This window comes from Alteribacillus sp. YIM 98480 (assembly GCF_009765375.1).
GTDB lineage: Bacteria > Bacillota > Bacilli > Bacillales > Marinococcaceae > Alteribacillus.
Genome location: NZ_VTOK01000007.1, coordinates 32,250 through 50,216, shown reverse-complemented (window position 1 = coordinate 50,216; position 17,967 = coordinate 32,250). Strand labels below are relative to the sequence as shown.

15 protein-coding genes, 1 riboswitch and 1 other annotated feature are annotated in these 17,967 nt (G+C 40.8%); of the genes, 8 read left to right on the top strand and 7 right to left on the bottom strand.

The features are described from left to right. Positions 1–219 precede the first annotated feature (219 nt). On the bottom strand, positions 220–624 hold the full coding sequence (locus FZF09_RS10310) for a secondary thiamine-phosphate synthase enzyme YjbQ (RefSeq protein ID WP_199256775.1): 405 nt from the start codon (positions 622–624) through the stop codon (positions 220–222). 146 nt (positions 625–770) lie between these two features. On the opposite strand from FZF09_RS10310, the gene FZF09_RS10305 reads away from it, so the two are divergent. Next, positions 771–2,036: a BaiN/RdsA family NAD(P)/FAD-dependent oxidoreductase gene (locus FZF09_RS10305; protein WP_158736520.1), complete on the top strand. Its 1,266-nt coding sequence runs from the start codon at positions 771–773 to the stop codon at positions 2,034–2,036. A gap of 223 nt (positions 2,037–2,259) precedes the next feature. Here the strand turns inward: FZF09_RS10305 and leuS are convergent, their stop codons facing one another. Continuing rightward, positions 2,260–4,677, bottom strand: a complete 2,418-nt coding sequence (gene leuS / locus FZF09_RS10300) for a leucine--tRNA ligase (RefSeq protein WP_158736519.1) — start codon at positions 4,675–4,677, stop codon at positions 2,260–2,262. A gap of 90 nt (positions 4,678–4,767) precedes the next feature. Then, positions 4,768–5,005 (bottom strand) — a binding site (T-box leader). 284 nt (positions 5,006–5,289) lie between these two features. Here leuS and mnmL point away from each other — a divergent pair. The 3 genes from mnmL to FZF09_RS10285 all read left to right on the top strand — a co-directional run bounded on the left by mnmL (position 5,290) and on the right by FZF09_RS10285 (position 7,715). Next, positions 5,290–6,261: a tRNA modification radical SAM protein MnmL/YtqA gene (gene mnmL / locus FZF09_RS10295; protein WP_158736518.1), complete on the top strand. Its 972-nt coding sequence runs from the start codon at positions 5,290–5,292 to the stop codon at positions 6,259–6,261. Then, positions 6,258–6,830, top strand: coding sequence for a tRNA 5-(aminomethyl)-2-thiouridylate-methyltransferase MnmM (gene mnmM, locus FZF09_RS10290; RefSeq protein ID WP_158736517.1), 573 nt, complete (start codon positions 6,258–6,260; stop codon positions 6,828–6,830). The genes mnmL and mnmM overlap by 4 nt, the downstream gene beginning before the upstream one ends. 327 nt (positions 6,831–7,157) lie before the next feature. Continuing rightward, positions 7,158–7,715 carry a beta-class carbonic anhydrase gene (locus FZF09_RS10285; protein WP_158736516.1) on the top strand — a complete coding sequence of 186 codons (558 nt, stop codon included), beginning with the start codon at positions 7,158–7,160 and terminating at the stop codon, positions 7,713–7,715. 91 nt (positions 7,716–7,806) lie between these two features. Here FZF09_RS10285 and FZF09_RS10280 read toward each other — a convergent pair whose 3' ends face one another. Beyond that, positions 7,807–8,886, bottom strand: coding sequence for a tetraprenyl-beta-curcumene synthase family protein (locus FZF09_RS10280; protein ID WP_370514448.1), 1,080 nt, complete (start codon positions 8,884–8,886; stop codon positions 7,807–7,809). A 29-nt stretch (positions 8,887–8,915) separates the two neighbouring features. Continuing rightward, a complete protein-coding gene (locus FZF09_RS10275; protein WP_370514447.1) occupies positions 8,916–9,695 on the bottom strand; it encodes an alpha/beta hydrolase in 780 nt (259 codons plus the stop codon). Between the two features lie 135 nt (positions 9,696–9,830). Between FZF09_RS10275 and FZF09_RS10270 the strand changes: the two genes are divergently transcribed. Beyond that, a complete protein-coding gene (locus FZF09_RS10270) occupies positions 9,831–10,364 on the top strand; it encodes a gamma carbonic anhydrase (protein ID WP_158736515.1) in 534 nt (177 codons plus the stop codon). Positions 10,365–11,097: 733 nt separating this feature from the next. Then, positions 11,098–12,036 (top strand): helix-turn-helix domain-containing protein, encoded by a 939-nt coding sequence (locus FZF09_RS10265; protein ID WP_370514446.1) that lies wholly within the window; start codon positions 11,098–11,100, stop codon positions 12,034–12,036. 72 nt (positions 12,037–12,108) lie between these two features. On the opposite strand, the gene metK is transcribed toward FZF09_RS10265, so the two are convergent. After that, a complete protein-coding gene (gene metK, locus FZF09_RS10260; protein ID WP_233269472.1) occupies positions 12,109–13,317 on the bottom strand; it encodes a methionine adenosyltransferase in 1,209 nt (402 codons plus the stop codon). 147 nt (positions 13,318–13,464) lie between these two features. Continuing rightward, a riboswitch (SAM riboswitch) is annotated at positions 13,465–13,579 on the bottom strand. 50 nt (positions 13,580–13,629) lie between these two features. After that, positions 13,630–14,031, bottom strand: coding sequence for a thiol-disulfide oxidoreductase DCC family protein (locus tag FZF09_RS10255; protein WP_158736512.1), 402 nt, complete (start codon positions 14,029–14,031; stop codon positions 13,630–13,632). Positions 14,032–14,238: 207 nt separating this feature from the next. Between FZF09_RS10255 and pckA the strand changes: the two genes are divergently transcribed. Next, positions 14,239–15,843: a phosphoenolpyruvate carboxykinase (ATP) gene (gene pckA / locus FZF09_RS10250; protein ID WP_158736511.1), complete on the top strand. Its 1,605-nt coding sequence runs from the start codon at positions 14,239–14,241 to the stop codon at positions 15,841–15,843. A 102-nt stretch (positions 15,844–15,945) separates the two neighbouring features. On the opposite strand, the gene FZF09_RS10245 is transcribed toward pckA, so the two are convergent. Further along, on the bottom strand, positions 15,946–16,713 hold the full coding sequence (locus tag FZF09_RS10245; RefSeq protein WP_158736510.1) for an alpha/beta hydrolase family protein: 768 nt from the start codon (positions 16,711–16,713) through the stop codon (positions 15,946–15,948). Positions 16,714–16,800: 87 nt separating this feature from the next. On the opposite strand from FZF09_RS10245, the gene FZF09_RS10240 reads away from it, so the two are divergent. Beyond that, a complete protein-coding gene (locus FZF09_RS10240; RefSeq protein WP_158736509.1) occupies positions 16,801–17,802 on the top strand; it encodes an ABC transporter substrate-binding protein in 1,002 nt (333 codons plus the stop codon). Positions 17,803–17,967: the final 165 nt, after the last annotated feature.

Genomic DNA, 17,967 nt, shown 5'->3' with positions numbered 1-17,967 from the left:
TTACCATACTTCCTAAGATCTAATCTTCTCTTCAACATCAGTGCAGAGCTGTCCATAAAGCGCCAGGGCACAAGGACCGATGGTTTTGCCTTCTTGTAAGCAAACTTTTCACTGCCTGGCTTTCCCCACTTCCCTATTTTCCGCAGCATTCTCGCATATTCCAATTGCTAGATGCTCCTCATACCTTAAAACGAACCTTTTGAGCCAGTCCCGTCGTTTTTATGCTTCCTTTATCCCTTTTATATACATCGCGCGATGTCTTGGGCCGTCAAACTCACAGAAATAAATGCCTTGCCATGTTCCGAGCACGAGCTCCCCATCTTCAATAATTAACGTTTGCTGGGTGCCTACTGTACTTGCTTTTAAATGAGAAGCTGAATTTCCTTCAGCATGTTGGTATTTAGGGTGTTCCCATGGGTACACTTCATCAAGTCTCATCAGCATATCATGCTTGACGTCTGGATCTGCATTTTCATTCACCGTTATACCTGCCGTTGTATGAGGACAATAAACGATGACCATGCCATTGTTTATCTCTTTTTCTTTAATAAAAGTTTTTACTTCTCTCGTTACATCAATCATTTCGTCTCTTCGATTCGTTAGAACAGTGCGTTTTTGAAGCACGTTTATTCCTCCTTTATTTGCGCGATTTATAAAGTTTGATATGATAATTTAAGTTTATCATGCATGAAAATGTTTCGTTTTCTCTTATAAGGAAAACATAAATCATAACGATCTAAAAGATCAATACGTAAGGCAGGGAACTAACGATGAACTATAATGTAATAATCGTAGGCGGAGGTCCAGCGGGTCTTATGGCAGCTGTAGCTGCTGCCGAACACGGGGCTAGTGTTCTTATTGTGGATAAAGGAAAAAAACTTGGCAGAAAACTAGCTATTTCCGGAGGAGGCCGCTGCAACGTTACGAATCGAATGGATCAAAAAGAACTGATTGCCCACATTCCAGGGAATGGAAAATTTATGTACAGTCCTTTTTCTATTTTTAACAATGAAGACATCATTGCTTTTTTTGAAGGGATGGGTATTGCTTTAAAAGAAGAAGACATGGGCAGAATGTTCCCGGTTAATGATAAAGCTGTTACCGTCGTAAAAACACTATTAAACAAAATGCAGGAATTAGGCGTAGAAACCCGCTTGAATACAAAAGTTTCTTCTCTACTGTTTGAAGAAAATAAAGTAACGGGGATTCAGGTGGAAGAAGGTGATAAAATAAACGCCGGTGCTGTTATTATCGCCACCGGTGGTAAGTCAGTTCCTCACACTGGCAGTACAGGAGACGGATACCCGTGGGCCGAAGCGGCTGGGCACAAAATTACAGAACTGTATCCAACAGAAGTGCCGATTACTTCTGCTGAACCTTTTATAAAAGATAAACGACTGCAAGGTCTGTCACTGTCTGATGCGGCCCTGACTGTGTATAACCCAAAAGGAAAAAAAATAATTACTCACAGAGGCGGAATGGTATTTACTCACTTTGGTATTTCAGGTCCTATCGTATTAAGATGCAGTCAATTCGTTGTAAAAGCTATGAAAAAACATAAAACAACCTCCATTACAATGGGCCTTCACTTATACCCAGATACTGATTCTGAAACTTTTTTTCAAGAACTGGTTCAACATAAAAAGAAAGATGGAGCAAAAGCTTGTAAAAATGCATTAAAGCATTTAGCTGCCGAACGCCTTCTTCTGTTCTTTTTAGAAAAAGCAGAGATAGATCCATCCACTCCGCTTCAAGACATACCAAATGATAACCTTCGGAAATTGGCAGACTTATGCACAGATTTTCGTTTTAAAGCAAACGGTACGCTTTCCATTGAAGATGCGTTCGTTACAGGCGGAGGTATATCCGTTAAGGAAATCCATCCAAAAAGAATGGAATCCAAATTTAAATCAGGACTATATTTTTGTGGAGAAATTTTAGACATTCATGCTTACACAGGCGGTTTTAATATAACTTGTGCATTTTCCACTGGTTATACAGCAGGAAAGTCCGCGGCAGAAACAGCAGCAGATTAATTATCCACATTTTGTGTATAACTAACTTGCCCTGTCTGTGGATAAAGAACAGCTTTTCCACAGTTTTTTAAAGCGCTTTCATTGAAAATGTGAATAAAAGGATGATTTACACACAAGTTTATTCACAAAACCGGAAGTTATCCACAAACCTATACACAAATACACACGTTCGTGTTTTATAATATAAAACAGCCCTTCCGTAAAAAGGACAGGGCTGTTTGCATTAATTTGCCACTATATTAACAAGCTTGCCAGGAACGGCTATCACTTTTCGAATGGTTTTCCCTTGTATTTCTTCCTGGACTTTACCGTTTTCCTTAGCAATAGCTTCCATCTGCTCTTTATCAGCATCTTTTGGTATCACTGTTTTTGCGCGGACTTTCCCATTCACTTGAAGTACAATTTCTATTTCATCTTCTATCAGCATGTTTTCATCATACTCTGGCCAAGCTTCATAGGCAATCGTTTCTGTGTGTCCTAACAGCTCCCAGATTTCTTCTGCTAAATGAGGTGCTACTGGTGACAGTAATTTCACAAATCCTTCCATATATGGACGTGGAAGATGATCCTGCTTGTAGGCTTCGTTAACAAAAACCATCAATTGACTGATGCCTGTGTTAAAACGAAGATTTGTGAAGTCATTTGTCACTCGCTGTACCGTTTGGTGATAGGCACGGGCGAAATCTTTGTTTCCTTCTGAATCAGTAATCGCTGTTGTACGTTTATTATCTTCTGTATATAAACGCCACACTCTATCTAAGAACCTGCGAGCACCATCCAGACCGTTTTCTGACCATGCTACCGATGCATCAAGTGGTCCCATAAACATTTCATAAAGACGCAGCGTATCCGCACCATGAGTTTCTAAAATGTCGTCAGGGTTTACTACGTTCCCTTTGGACTTACTCATTTTCTCGTTATTTTCTCCAAGAATCATTCCTTGATTATACAAACGTTGAAATGGCTCTTTTGTCGGTACCACACCAATATCATATAATACTTTGTGCCAGAAACGGGCATACAATAAATGCAAGACAGCGTGTTCTGCACCGCCAATATAAATATCAACCGGGAGCCAGCGTTTCAGTTTTTCTTCATCTGCTAACGCTTTGTCATTATCCGGGTCGATAAAACGCAAGTAATACCAGCAGCTTCCCGCCCATTGCGGCATTGTGTTGGTTTCCCGGCGCCCTTTCATCCCGGTTTCAGGATCCGTCACTTCAAGCCACTCCGTCGCATTGGCAAGTGGAGATTCTCCTGTACCAGATGGCTTGAATTCATCCATTTCCGGAAGCTCTAACGGCAATTCATTATCAGGCACCGCACTCATTGTCCCGTCTTCCCAGTGAATAACAGGAATAGGCTCTCCCCAATAGCGCTGACGGCTAAACAACCAATCGCGCAGGCGGTAGGTAATCTGTTTTTTACCTTTCCCCTCTTTTTCTAATCTTTCAATCATTTTTGTAATAGCTTCATCTGTATAAAGACCATTCAAAAATTCAGAGTTTACATGGGGACCGTCTTCTGTATATGCTTCTTCGTCAAGATTTCCGCCTTCCACTACTTCCACAATTGGAAGGTCAAACTGTTTTGCAAATTCATAGTCTCGTTCATCATGGCCTGGTACAGCCATGATTGCACCACTTCCGTAACTTACTAACACATAATCAGCAATCCAAATCGGCAGTTTTTCACCGCTTACTGGATTTACCGCATATGCTCCGGTGAAGACCCCTGTTTTTTCTTTTTGAAGCTCTGTCCGCTCGAGATCACTCTTTGTACCGACTTCTTTTTTATAAGTTTCTACTGCTTCTTTTTGTTCTGCAGTCACAATTTTGTCTACTAATTCATGCTCTGGTGCAAATACACAATACGTTGCACCAAACAATGTATCAGGACGAGTTGTAAACACCGTGAAGGTCTCATCTGTGCCTTCAATTCCAAAATGAACGTCTGCCCCCTCCGAACGGCCAATCCAGTTGCGCTGCATATCTTTAACGCTTTCTGGCCAATCTAGTTCCTCTAGGTCTTCTAGCAAACGGTCTGCATATTCAGTAATTTTTAGCATCCATTGTTTCATTGGACGACGTTCAACCGGATGTCCGCCCCGTTCACTTACCCCGTCAATTACTTCTTCATTAGCAAGCACTGTACCAAGCGCAGGACACCAGTTAACAGCCACTTCATCCATATAAGCGAGGCCTTTTTTAAACAGCTGCAAAAAGATCCACTGCGTCCACTTATAGTAGTTTGGATCGGTTGTGTTGATTTCGCGGTCCCAATCATAAGAAAAACCTAATGATTTAATTTGTCGCTTGAACGTTTCTATATTTGCTTGTGTAAATTCGCGGGGATGTTTCCCTGTATCAAGAGCAAATTGTTCGGCCGGAAGACCAAACGCGTCCCAACCCATTGGATGCATTACATTAAAGCCTTGCATACGTTTCATACGGGATAATATGTCTGTTGCTGTATATCCTTCTGGGTGGCCGACGTGAAGCCCTGAACCAGAAGGGTACGGAAACATGTCAAGTGCATAAAAATCCGGTCCTTCCCCCGGTTTATCTGACGTTTTAAACGTTTTATTCTCTTCCCAGTATTGCTGCCATTTTTTTTCTATGTCTTTATGAGAAAACGCCATTTTATGTTAACCTCCTTCAACTTTATACAAACTAGAAAAGCTAGTATCACAAACGAGAAAAAGAAAAACCTCCCATCCCTAGCATGTTTCATTAGGGACGAGAGGTTTTCGATCCAAATTAATTCCCGCGGTACCACCCTGATTGACATACTTTTTTTAAAAGCATGCCCGCTCTTCATATCCATAACGCGGATGAACGGCAAAAGGTACTCTTTTTTCTCCTTTGCAACTAAAAGGGGAGTTCATGGCCGCCTTTGTCCAGCTTCCACCAACCGCTGGCTCTCTGATACCCAGCAGCGCCATTACTAATCCTTCTCTATGTTTTTATACCTATATTTCACTAGGTCGAGTCTTTCTGTCAATACTTGATATTTTATGAATTTCCTATTTTTCTGTCAAGACTTACACAGGCTTTCGTAATAAAAGTTTACTGTTATTTTAGCATTCTTTCCAACGAAATGCTGTTCATATAACTCTTTTTTACATATATTTTGAAATACTGCCATAAGAGGGACACGTATGTTACACTCTGCGTTTGGGTTTTAAACGCGTAACATGCTAAAATACGAAGAGTTGTTATGATCCAAGGAAGTTATTAAGGAGAGATAGATAATGATTCAACCAAATCAGGAACCGGTCCCTATCTTGTGGGGGGAAAAACGGTACCATACATGGAATTACCACCTTCGTGAACATTTCGGTGAAAAAATATTTAAAATTCCTCTTGATGCTGGCTTTGATTGTCCGAATCGTGACGGAAAAGTTGCATCAGGCGGCTGTACATTTTGTTCGGAACGAGGATCTGGTGATTTTGCTGGTGACCGTAAAGACGATCTTATCACGCAATTTCATACGATTAAAAATAGAATGCATAAAAAATGGAAAAAAGGGAAATATATCGGTTATTTTCAAGCTTTCAGCAACACGTACGCACCCGTCGAAGAGCTGAGAGAGCTGTTTGAAGTCATTCTCCAACAAGATGATGTAGTTGGGCTTGCGATTGCAACAAGACCGGACTGCCTTCCCGATGATGTCGTTGAATATCTTGCTGAGCTTAATGAGCGGACGTATTTGTGGGTAGAGCTTGGTTTGCAAACTGTGCATGAACGAACAGCGATGATCATTAACCGTGCTCACGATTATGAGTGCTACAAAGATGGAGTAAACAAATTGAGAAAACATGGGATACGCGTTTGTTCCCACATTATTAACGGGCTTCCGCTCGAGTCACACGACATGATGAAAGAAACAGCGCAGGAAGTGGCGAAATTGGATGTCCAAGGAATCAAAATTCATCTTTTACATCTGTTGAAACGTACACCAATGGTAAAGCAGTATGAAAAAGGAATGGTCGATCTTATGAGCAAAGAAGACTATGTAAAACTCGTTGTCAACCAGCTTGAAATGCTGCCTCCTGAAATGATTGTTCACCGTTTAACTGGAGACGGCCCTTCTGATTTAATGATCGGACCGATGTGGAGTTTAAATAAATGGGAAGTGCTCAATGCTATTGATAACGAATTGAAAAATAGAAACAGCTGGCAAGGCAAGTACTATGAACCGGTGCCAGCATCGGTAAAATGATTTTGCCAGGCATCCTCCCATATGTCCGTGAGCTTGTGGACCGCTGCTTAAAAGAAGGTGAAATCGCGATTGATGCCACTGCAGGAAACGGCATGGATACCCTCTATCTTGCAAAAAAAGTTGGAACAAGCGGAAAAGTGTATAGTTTTGATATTCAACAAGCAGCAATCGAAAAAACTAACATTCGTCTTAAAGACCATCAGCTCGACAACCGCGTTTCATTAATACTAGACAGTCATGTAAATGCTGCTTCTTATCTCGCAGATGAAGAGCACTTCCTCCTAAAAGCAGCTGTTTTTAACCTTGGTTATCTTCCTAGTGGTGATAAAACGATTACTACAAAGGGAGATACAACCGTCCAAGCCGTTTCTAACCTGCTGCAAATTATGCCTTCTCGTTCGATAATCATCCTTGTTATTTATCATGGACATGAAGAAGGAAAAAAAGAAAAACAAACCATTGAAACATTTGTAAAACAACTCAATCAAACATCCGTTAACGTTCTTCGTTATGAATTTATAAATCAAATAAACAACCCGCCGTTTATTATAGCAATAGAGAAAAAATAAAGAAAACTTTGCTAGCGCCAAGCCTTTAGGTGGAGGCGATTGCTAGCTGCACTTATACTATTTTCCTCAACATTTTAATGACGTCGATGATTCATCCATGCTAAAATTTTATTTTTCCTATCAGTGTAAAAAGTAAAACGAATGCGCCCTTAAAGAAGCTGTTTCCTACCTAGCTTTTTAAGGGGGCTCTACTTCTGTATTATGATAATCATTTAGAATTCGCTGCTTTCAATCGCAGCATATTTCATATTAAATAGTCTTTTTACTTGACTTTTTTGCAAACTTTTCAGAAACTAATCCATGAAAGAGAAAAGGAGTGTAATCAAAATGTCAGTACTAGATTCTATTCTTGAATTTAATGAAAACTTTGTAGAAAAGAAAGATTATGAACAATACCAAACGAGCAAATTCCCGGACAAAAAGATTGTCATTTTAACATGTATGGATACCCGGCTTTTGGAGATGCTGCCAAGAGCATTAAACCTTTCCAATGGAGACGCAAAAATCATCAAAAATGCTGGTGCTATGATTTCACATCCATTCGGAAGCATTATGAGAAGTATTATTGTCGCTCTATATGAACTGCAAGCAGAAGAAGTAGCTGTAATAGGACACTATGGATGCGGGATGACCGGGCTCGAATCCAAATCTATCTTAGAAAAAGCAGAAGATAGAGGAATTGACCTTGCAAAAATAGAAGCAGCCTCTTATGCAGGCGTTGATGTAGACAAATGGCTTCATGGGTTTGACGATGTAGAAGACAGTGTAAAAAACAGTGTAGATATTATTAGACGCCATCCTTTATTACCAGCAAACACCCCTGTACACGGTCTTGCAATTTCTCCTGACACCGGAAAATTAACTGTCTTAGATAAAGCCGAATAAAATAGCTGCTTGAAAAACATGAATCCATACAAAGGAAAGGCCGGTTCCAGATGAAAATGGAACCGGCTTTTGTTATTAGGTAAATTATAAATTAGGAGTCTCCATGCAGCACTTTCGTTTTTCGTCGGTATACCCACGAATTTATATAGAAAAAGGCAGTAGGAAGACCGCTGAATCGGATGAAGCGATTGGCTGTTGATTTCATAGCAGCATTCGTCTGGACTTTATCATCTGCCAGGTATAATGCAACAACCCCTTTGCTTATCATAAAATGAAATTTTGAATCAGGAAGAGTTGACACGCTTTTTACTGCGCTCTGTTTAAAATGCCGCACCCTTTCCACGAGCTTTTCTTCATTAGGATAATAGGCACAGAAATTCAGTTCATCATCTCGAAGATCTTCTTCTTGATCAATAAAGTAATCCATTAAAATATGAAGGCCTTGTACATAAGGGAAATAAGCACTTTTAATAGACTGAGCCTGCACCTTTGCTATATGGCTTCTCGAAGCATAGGCGGCCAGCGTAAAAATTCCGAGGGTAGAACCAGCACATGCACTAAACTCATACCAAGTCATGTCAGGCAGACGTTCTTTATATTTCTCAAACCAATCTTTAAGCAGCGGCTCCCTATCTTCTTTGACTACATGTTTATATACTTGCAGGTCACGATAATATGCTGATAACTCTTCCATCTCAACTTGAACATTTTCAAACCCTGGAAAAGTATTCAATGTTTCTTGGCACGTCTCTACGAGGGACTGCAGATAACCGCCGTCTTCTTTTGCCTGGTGGAATTTATAATAATTATCTTTGTTCGCAGCTGGGTCAAGCGCATGTTTCATCGCTGAATGAAGCATACGGAAATTTTCAGGATCCTGCGATTCACTCCAATCACACAAACTGTCTAGATAATCACTGATGGTCTGGTATGCAATGATAAAACGAAGCAGCTCCGTACGCACTTCTGCTCTAGTTAACAGTGCATATACTCCAGCACCTTCACAATGGAAAGCTTTTTTATCGATACTTCCAAGTGCATGCTCTCGCAGTTCTTTATTTGGTATCTCCTCTGCTCTTTTTTTCCACTCACCAAGTATTTGATGTACTTCAGGTATAACTTCTTTAAAAATTCGATACATAAGTGTCCACGTTTTTGTTGGTACGTTCACAAGGATCCTCCTCCATTATCTGCAGCGTACTATAGTCGTTGGTGTATGAAATTCATCATAAAACGAAAAATCTCTTCTCGTTCCGGTTCATTAAGGAGCTCATGATAAAGACCTTTCCATTCTTTCATCGCTCGATCCGATATTTCGAGCCGATTAAACCAACGATGGGATGCATGCTTATCAACAATATAGTCTTCTCCTGCCTGCATAAGAAGCAGCGGAACATTTGGAAATCGTTCTGCTTCAAGCATACTTACTTTCATAGCTTTAATGGTCTCTTGGTACCATCTGGCTGTAACGACAGACGTAATTAATTCATCCTTTTCATATGCCGCACGCACATCGGGATCGCGGGTTATTCGTGCTGCTCGAAGACCTGATTTGGCTGTTAACGTTGGCGTAATTCTATGAAACATTTTAGTGGCGACATCTGCAAATTTATTGGGGTATTCGTATAAGCCTAGACAAGGTGATGATAAGATAACCCCTTTAACCGGCATATATTTCTCCATTAACGTTCGTATAACGATAAGTCCGCCCAAACTATGGCCGAAAAGAAATACAGGCAGTTCATAAGACGCTGCTTCTTTATACCAGCCATAGACAGCATCTATGTATTGATCAAAGTGATCGATGTGTCCTCGTTTTCCTCTCGTTCTTCCATGTCCAGGTAAGTCACCGCTAATAACATGAAACCTTTGTTTGTTGAGATACTGAATAACCCAGTCATAACGGCCGTGATGTTCTCCGGCCCCATGAATGATCATTATTGTTCCGCGCGCACGCTCACACATCCAATTTTTCATCATAATTCACAACCTGCCTTTCCCAATAACCAGCCGACACCTTAATTCTCAAAGAGATTGCTCTATTCATTTTACTACTTTTTTTGCTAAACTTACATTAGGTAACAGGAATTTACTGAAAAGCTGGGAGGATATGTCATGATTTATTCATATAAAGGAAAATCTCCAATCATTGCTGACTCCGCATACATCGCAGATTATGTCACAATTACCGGCGATGTGTCCATTGGAGAGGACTCCAGTGTATGGTTTAATTCAGTTATTCGAGGAGATGTAGCACCAACTGTAATAGGAAATCGAGTAAATATACAAGATAACTCCGTTCTTCATCAAAGTCCGAAAAACCCGCTTATACTTGAAGATGACGTAACAATTGGGCACATGGTCCTTTTGCACAGCGCTATTATTAGAAAAAACGCTCTAATCGGGATGGGCTCTCAAATTCTTGATGGTGCGGAAATAGGAGAAGAAGCGTTCATAGGAGCCGGCAGCCTCGTACCGTCTGGAAAAACGATACCTCCAAGAACCCTGGCCCTCGGACGCCCTGCAAAAGTCGTCCGCGAACTTAATGAAGAAGACTTCCAAGAAATGAAAAGAGTCCGAAACTCTTACGTAGAAAAGGGAAAATACTATCAAGAAAACTTGCCGATTGGCGAGCCTGAAAAGCGCTGACAGAGGCTTAGCTGCACTTATACTTTCTTCATTAAGAAAAGCGCAAGCGCCTTGCTCACGAGCGACAAGTCCTGGGGGGGCGGCATATGGAAAGCTGATCTTTGCTTTCCATTGACGGACCGAAGGAATCTCGAGCGAGTAGGCGCTTGCGCTAGACATGTAAAACGCCAAATCTTTATAATTTCTTACCTCTTTAAAAATAAAATTAAATTTTCCTGAAAAAAATAAAACCCGCCACTGGCGAGTCTGGAAAAACTCGGCTTGCTTCCTTACAAAGGAAACCGCCTAAGTACATGGAACTTATGCGAAGTTTGCAAACGTCCTGTTCCGGGCGTAGAAATGACGGACATCCTGTGTAAGTTACGTAGAAGTAAGTACGTCCGGCGGCGTTCGTATTTCCTTTCCGTTGCATGCCGTAGTTTTGCTGATCATTTATTTCTTAACAGTGTGAAAGACTGGCTTGTCCTTAATGTTTATGCGGAAGATCAAAGACGACAAAATCATCATAAGATACGTCAAAATTACCTCCAACCGTGCTAAATAAAATAGCCAAGGTTAAGATAAAAGCATACAATACTTTTTTCATACTGCATGTCACCTCCCCTAAACGTTTAACTATGTCGTGGTTCTATTTGAGTATAAAATATGTTGAAAAAACATGAATTTTGGCTAACAGCTGCTTTTGTTTCATTTTTCCGAAACTTTCTACTTCCTTCTTTCGTTATCTTCGATTATGATAATTATAGGCATATACGGGGAGGGGATGATAAAAATGGATTTCTCCAGAGTGGGGAAAAAAATTCAGGAATTAAGAAGGTATCATAGTATGACACAATCTGACCTTGCTAAAGGAATATGTACACAGGCTCAGGTTAGCAAGATTGAAAATGGAACGATCATACCTTACTCCAATACCCTTTTTCAAATTTCCGAGCGTCTTGGAGCAGACATGTATTATTTTTTTGAGGAAGCACGATCGGACAGGCCTGATTATGTAGAAGAAGTGTTTGAGCAGTTGAAAGAATTAAGGTTCAATCATCAGTACCAAGAAATTCGTTCAATTCTACAGCATGAGAAAAACAACCCCCTTTTCCAGCACAGTTATTACAAACAATATATGCTATGGCATAAAAGCATCTGTCTCTATCATTTAGATCGGAATACAGAGGAAGCCATTCAAGTAATTAATGAGGCTTTGTCTGTTGATGATAATCCCTCTTTTACCGAACGTAAAGGGGAAATGATGAATACTTTGGCTGTTTTTTATGACTTGGAAAAAGACTATGAAAAAGCTTCCGAAATATGTAAAAAAGCACTTTCTCATTTTCATTCCTTAAAAAGAATTAAAAATGTTTCTGTCGAACTCCGTTTAATTTACACATTGACAAAATCTTTGACAAATCAAGAGCACTTTGACAGTTCCGTTTTTTGGTGTGAAAAAGGGATCAAACGATGTATTGATACGAATAACATGTATGTATTCGGTGAATTGCTTTATCAAAAAGGGAGAAATTTAATTTTTCTTGGTAAACAAGACGAGGGAACCAAAAGCTGGAGCAAAGCGCTCGCCGTATTTGAAATCACCTCTCAAAAACACCTTGCTGACATCGTTAGAAAGGAATTACAGCAAATCAATGCCAAAGGGACGTTTGAAGATTTAATTTATGAATGAGCCAAGCGAAATTGCAAAAACACGAAAAAGAGCCTGCCATTTCGCAAAATGCGTTGGCAGGCTCTTCTTTTTTTATTTTGCTTCCACTGCCCTTTGTTTTAATGCTTCTGCTTTGTCCGTAGATTCCCAAGGAAGGTCAATATCGGTGCGGCCGAAATGACCATAAGCAGCTGTCTTCTTATATATCGGCCGGCGCAAATCGAGCATTTTAATAATGCCTGCCGGACGCAAATCAAAGTTTTCCCGTACTAATTCTGCGAGTACATCTTCACTGACTTTTCCTGTTTTAAACGTTTCAATAGAGATGGATACTGGTTCAGCAACCCCTATTGCATAGGCCAGCTGTACTTCACATTTTTCCGCCAGACCAGCTGCTACAATGTTTTTCGCTACATAACGGGCTGCATAGGAAGCGGAGCGGTCCACTTTCGTAGGATCTTTACCGGAAAAAGCGCCTCCGCCATGACGTGCATACCCGCCATACGTATCAACAATAATTTTCCGGCCAGTTAAACCTGCATCTCCCTGTGGACCGCCAATAACAAAACGGCCAGTAGGATTAATAAAATACTTCGTTTCTTTATCGAGCAGCTCTTCGGGTACAACCGGTTCAATCACATGTTCTTTCAAATCACGGTCGATTTGTTCTAACGTAACATCTGCATGATGCTGCGTTGAGATCACAATCGTTTCGACCCGTAAAGGCGTTCCATCTTCCCCGTATTCCACTGTCACCTGCGTTTTTCCATCCGGGCGTAAGTAAGGAACGATCCCTTTTTTACGTACTTCTGTAAGTCTTCTAGATAGTTTATGAGACAATGAAATAGGCAGAGGCATTAACTCTTCTGTTTCATTATCCGCATAACCAAACATTAAACCTTGGTCGCCTGCCCCAATTGCTTCAATCTCTTCGTCTGTCATCTGCCCTTCTCTGGCTTCAAGAGCCTGATCTACACCTTGGGCAATGTCAGCAGATTGTTCATCAATGGAAGTCAATACGGCGCACGTTTCATAGTCGAAACCATATTTTGCACGAGTATACCCTATATTTTTCAATGTATCTCTTGCAATCCTTGGAATGTCGACATAAGTAGAGGTGGTAATCTCCCCAGCTACCAGGACCAACCCTGTATTGACGGTGGTTTCGCAAGCCACACGAGCGTTAGGATCCTTTTCTATAATTTCATCTAAAATAGCATCTGATATTTGGTCGCAAATTTTATCAGGATGCCCTTCTGTAACTGACTCTGAGGTAAATAATCTCCGTCCTGCAGTTGCCACGTGTACTGCCTCCTTTACCAAATTTGGTATTACGGCACTCATACCCTGATACTTCTTATAAGACGAGAAGGAGAAAAATCTTGTTTAAAATACAAAAACCCTTTTCCATGGCGAGGAAAAGGGATAGTAAACGTTCACCTTTTTCGCCTCTTATCTTCCAAGACGATATCCGTCTTTCCAGGTTAGCACCTTTGCCCCTTTTATTACGGGGATGGTTGCCGGGCTTCACAGGGCCTGTCCCTCCGCCAGCTCGGGATAAGAGTATCCGTTCGCGAAATATCATAACGCAGTTCACTGCTTCTGTCAAATAAATTACCTTTGTATTTTACAAGCGCCAGAAGCACAATCCCCTCCTAACAGCTGATGGCGCCGCTTTGCTATTTGTTTATAGATGACCTTGCCTGTTTTGTCTGCTCCAGGCAGATAAAAGAGAAAAGCAAACCTCTTTCCTGTTGGAAACAGCTGAAAGATTCGTTTTACCGCTGCAAATCCTGTATATAAATAGGTATCTTCTTCCAGAAGGTGCATCTCCTCCTTCAATCTATCTTCCTTTAAAAATGAATATTCTTTTACTATAGAAGGATCCTCTATGGAACGCCAGGTTAACAATTTATGTTTGTCCCATTTTTCTATTTCTTGTTTCGTTTTTTGGCACAATGTGCAAGTTCCATCATAAAAAACAACAAACGACTTATTTGTGTTTGTGATTGCCACTGGATCATCTCCTTTGCGTTAATCTTATTTTAACATTATAAAATTTTCTATCATCTATTAATTAGAATAAATACGGACCAACAAACATTTTGTATAAATCTTTTAACAAAAATCACGAATTAGTATAGACTAAATAAATAAATGTGTTATACTAATTCATAATTAAAATGATAATTATTTATTAATCAGAGAAAGGGTTTTGCCGCCATGACGACGATTAATTTTTCAAACGAGTTAAACGAGCTTCTTCATGGAGGAAATGTTCTTAACGATTTACCAGTATCTAGATTAATTGAAAAATCCCTGCATCGTAATGAAGGTGTATTGACTTCTAGCGGGGCTTTAAGCGTAGAAACTGGAAAATATACGGGGCGGTCTCCAAAAGATAAATATATAGTTGACGAACAATCTGTTACGAATTTAATTGATTGGGGTCCTGTAAATCAGCCGATTAGTAAAGAAATTTTTTCCTCCCTTTATAAAAAAGTAATCGATCATCTTAAAAAGAGCAATGAGTTGTTTGTAACCCGTGGATTTGCCGGAGCAGATCCAGCTTATCGTCTGCCCATACAAGTTATTAATGAGTATGCTTGGCATAATATTTTCGCAAGACAATTATTCATTCGGCCTGAGCAAGAAGAATTAGAGGATCATGATGCTGACTTTACTGTCATTGCTGCTCCACATTTTAAAGCAGATCCTGCTGAAGACGGAACGAAATCAGAAACCTTTATCATTGTTTCTTTTGAAGAACGAATCGTTTTGATTGGCGGTACGGAATACGCAGGGGAGATGAAAAAGTCTATTTTTTCAGTAATGAATTTTCTGCTTCCTGAACGAGACGTTCTCCCTATGCACTGCTCAGCAAACGTAGGCACAGAAGGTGATACAGCCCTCTTTTTCGGATTGTCCGGTACAGGGAAAACCACTTTGTCTGCAGATCCGAATCGTAACTTGATCGGTGATGATGAACACGGCTGGTCTAATAACGGGGTATTCAATATTGAAGGCGGCTGTTATGCAAAATGTGTAAACCTATCTCAGAAAAAAGAACCTCAAATATGGAACGCTATCCGGTTTGGATCTGTTTTAGAAAATGTATATGTTAATGAAACGACTGGTCTTCCAGATTATGATAACACCGACTTAACGGAAAATACGAGAGCGGCTTATCCAATAGAAAATATTCCGAATACGGTGAAACCCAGCATGGCCGGTCATCCATCTGCTATCATCTTTTTAACGGCGGATGCATTTGGAGTACTTCCTCCTATCAGCAAATTAACAAAAGAACAAGCAATGTACCATTTTTTAAGCGGATACACAAGCAAACTAGCTGGTACAGAGAGAGGAATCACTCAGCCTGAAGCTACGTTCTCTACTTGCTTTGGCTCTCCGTTTCTACCGCTTGAAGCATCCCGGTACGCAGAAATGCTTGGAGAGAAAATTCTTCAGCATGATGTGAATGTGTTTCTCGTTAATACAGGCTGGTCAGGCGGCCCTTACGGAATTGGTAAACGAATGAATCTGCCGTATACTAGAGCAATGATTCAAGCAGCATTGCTTGGAGAGTTAGACGGAGTGGAAACAACAGAGGATCCTATTTTCGGTGTTCATATTCCTCTGCACTGCCCAGGAGTTCCAGATGAAGTACTTCAGCCAAAACAAACATGGGAAGACAAAGAGGCTTACCAGCAAAAAGCAAAAGAGTTAGCAGCTAAATTCCAACAAAACTTTCAAAAATTTAAGGATGCACCAGAGCATATCAAAAAAGCTGGTCCTCGGATTCTTACACCAGAAACTGCTGAATGATATTTTCACCCAATCCTTATAGAACATGCTATAACGATGTACAGAGGTGTCCCTTCACATTTAGGGACACCTTTTTTACTGGCAAGAAATACGTTGGACTTCTTATGTGTTATTATGTCTTTTTATCCATTTTATCGTTTCAGAGATAGCATGTTGTCTGGCTGATGAACGGAAATGGTGGGGCATGCCAGGATAAATATGCTTTTTTACGGGTTTATTTGAGCCTTTCAAATAAGTCTCCAAAAGGTGGGCATGTTCAACAGAGACGTGCTGGTCTTCTTCGCCATGAATAATAAGAACAGGAGCTTTTATGTAGTGAATTTGCGTTAAAGGAGTACGCCGCTCATATTCAGACGGATGTGTAACCGGATCTCCCCCTGTAACTCGTTTTAACATTCTTCTTAAATCTGGTCTTTCGTTATACGTTAAAGTCATATCCGACACCCCGCTCCAGCAGACGATAGACGATGCCTTTCTAGCCATACCTGTAAACAACGCCATCACCGCTCCTCGTGAAAAACCAATAATATGCAGCGCCTCTCCATTTGTTTCTTTTAGCTTTGCCAGTTCGTCGAACCCGTTAAATGCATCATCACGATCGTCCCCGCAAAAATCTTCTTTCCCTTCTCCGCCTTCATTTCCGCGGTAATAAGGAGCCAAAACAACATATCCATGCTGCGCTAATTCTGCCACCCACTCTTTTTTCACCATTCCTACCTGCTTTAATCCTCCCCTAAGGTATAAGATTCCTGGATAAGTTCTGTCATTGTCAGGAATTCCTAAACACCCTTTTACAAAATAATTTCTACTTTTATACGTTACTTCAAAAAGGCTGATATTGTTGATTTGACTTTGTTTCTTTATTTCCATCGTGCTTTTCTCCTTTTTTCTAGGAACGGGATACCTGCCCTGTTCATAAACTATAAAATCAGCCGCCACGTGAGGAGGAATATTATTATGAAGAAGAAAGTGCTATCCGCGCTGTTGTGCTTCTTAGTTTTTATAGGACCATTAACGGCTTGTAGTTTTCAACAGGAAGACTCCGAAACAATCCGTCTTGCTGAAGTAACTCGCTCTATTTTCTACGCTCCGCTATATGTTGCCATGGAAGAAGGCTTTTTTGAAGAAGAAAACCTTAACATAGAGCTTACCACTACTTGGGGCGGAGACAAAACGATGACTTCTTTGTTATCTGATGGCAGTGACGTCGCACTCGTTGGAGCTGAGACATCGATATACGTAAATTCGCAAGAGCCAGCTGAACCTATTATTAATTTTGCCATGCTCACGCAAAGTGATGGAACCTTTTTAATGGCAAGAAACGAAACCGCTGAAGCGTTTGATTGGGAAGATTTAAAGGGCAGCACATTTCTCGGACAGCGTAAAGGCGGGATGCCTCAAATGGCGGGAGAATTCGTTTTGAAAAAGAATAACATTGATCCGCAACGTGACCTGGACCTTATTCAAAATATAGATTTCGCCAACATCGCTAACGCATATGCATCTGGAACGGGAGATTATGTACAATTGTTCGAACCACAAGCAACCATGTTTGAACAAGAAGGACTCGGCCACATTGTTGCTTCTTTCGGGGAAGAATCTGGTGCCGTTCCTTATACCGTATTTATGGCAAAGGAAGGGTATTTAGAGGAAAAAGGCGATGCGCTGGAGCGCTTCACGCGTGCAATATATAAAGCACAGCAGTGGATTTATGAGTCTTCCCCAGAACAAATAGCAGCCGCATTAACACCTTATTTTGATGACACGTCAGAAGAAATCATTGCTGATTCAGCTGTTCGTTACCGCGACCAAGAATCCTATGCAACTTCCCCTGTCTTGACAGAAGAAGCTTGGGATAACCTTCAAGATATCATGGAAGAAGCAGATGAACTGCCTGAGCGCTCTGATTATGAGAAATTTGTTGATAACCAATGGGCTGAAAAAGTAATGAATGAGTAAGAAAAGCACAAGCGCCTTAAAAGAAGGAAGTTCGGCTACGAGCGTCACGTCCTGTGACAACGCCGAACTGACTCCCATCCTGGGAGCCCGCGACAGGTTCTGGAGCTTTCGCGCAGGATCGCCTGCGGCCCGGAGTCGAAAGGGAAGACATAAGACGTTCAGCTA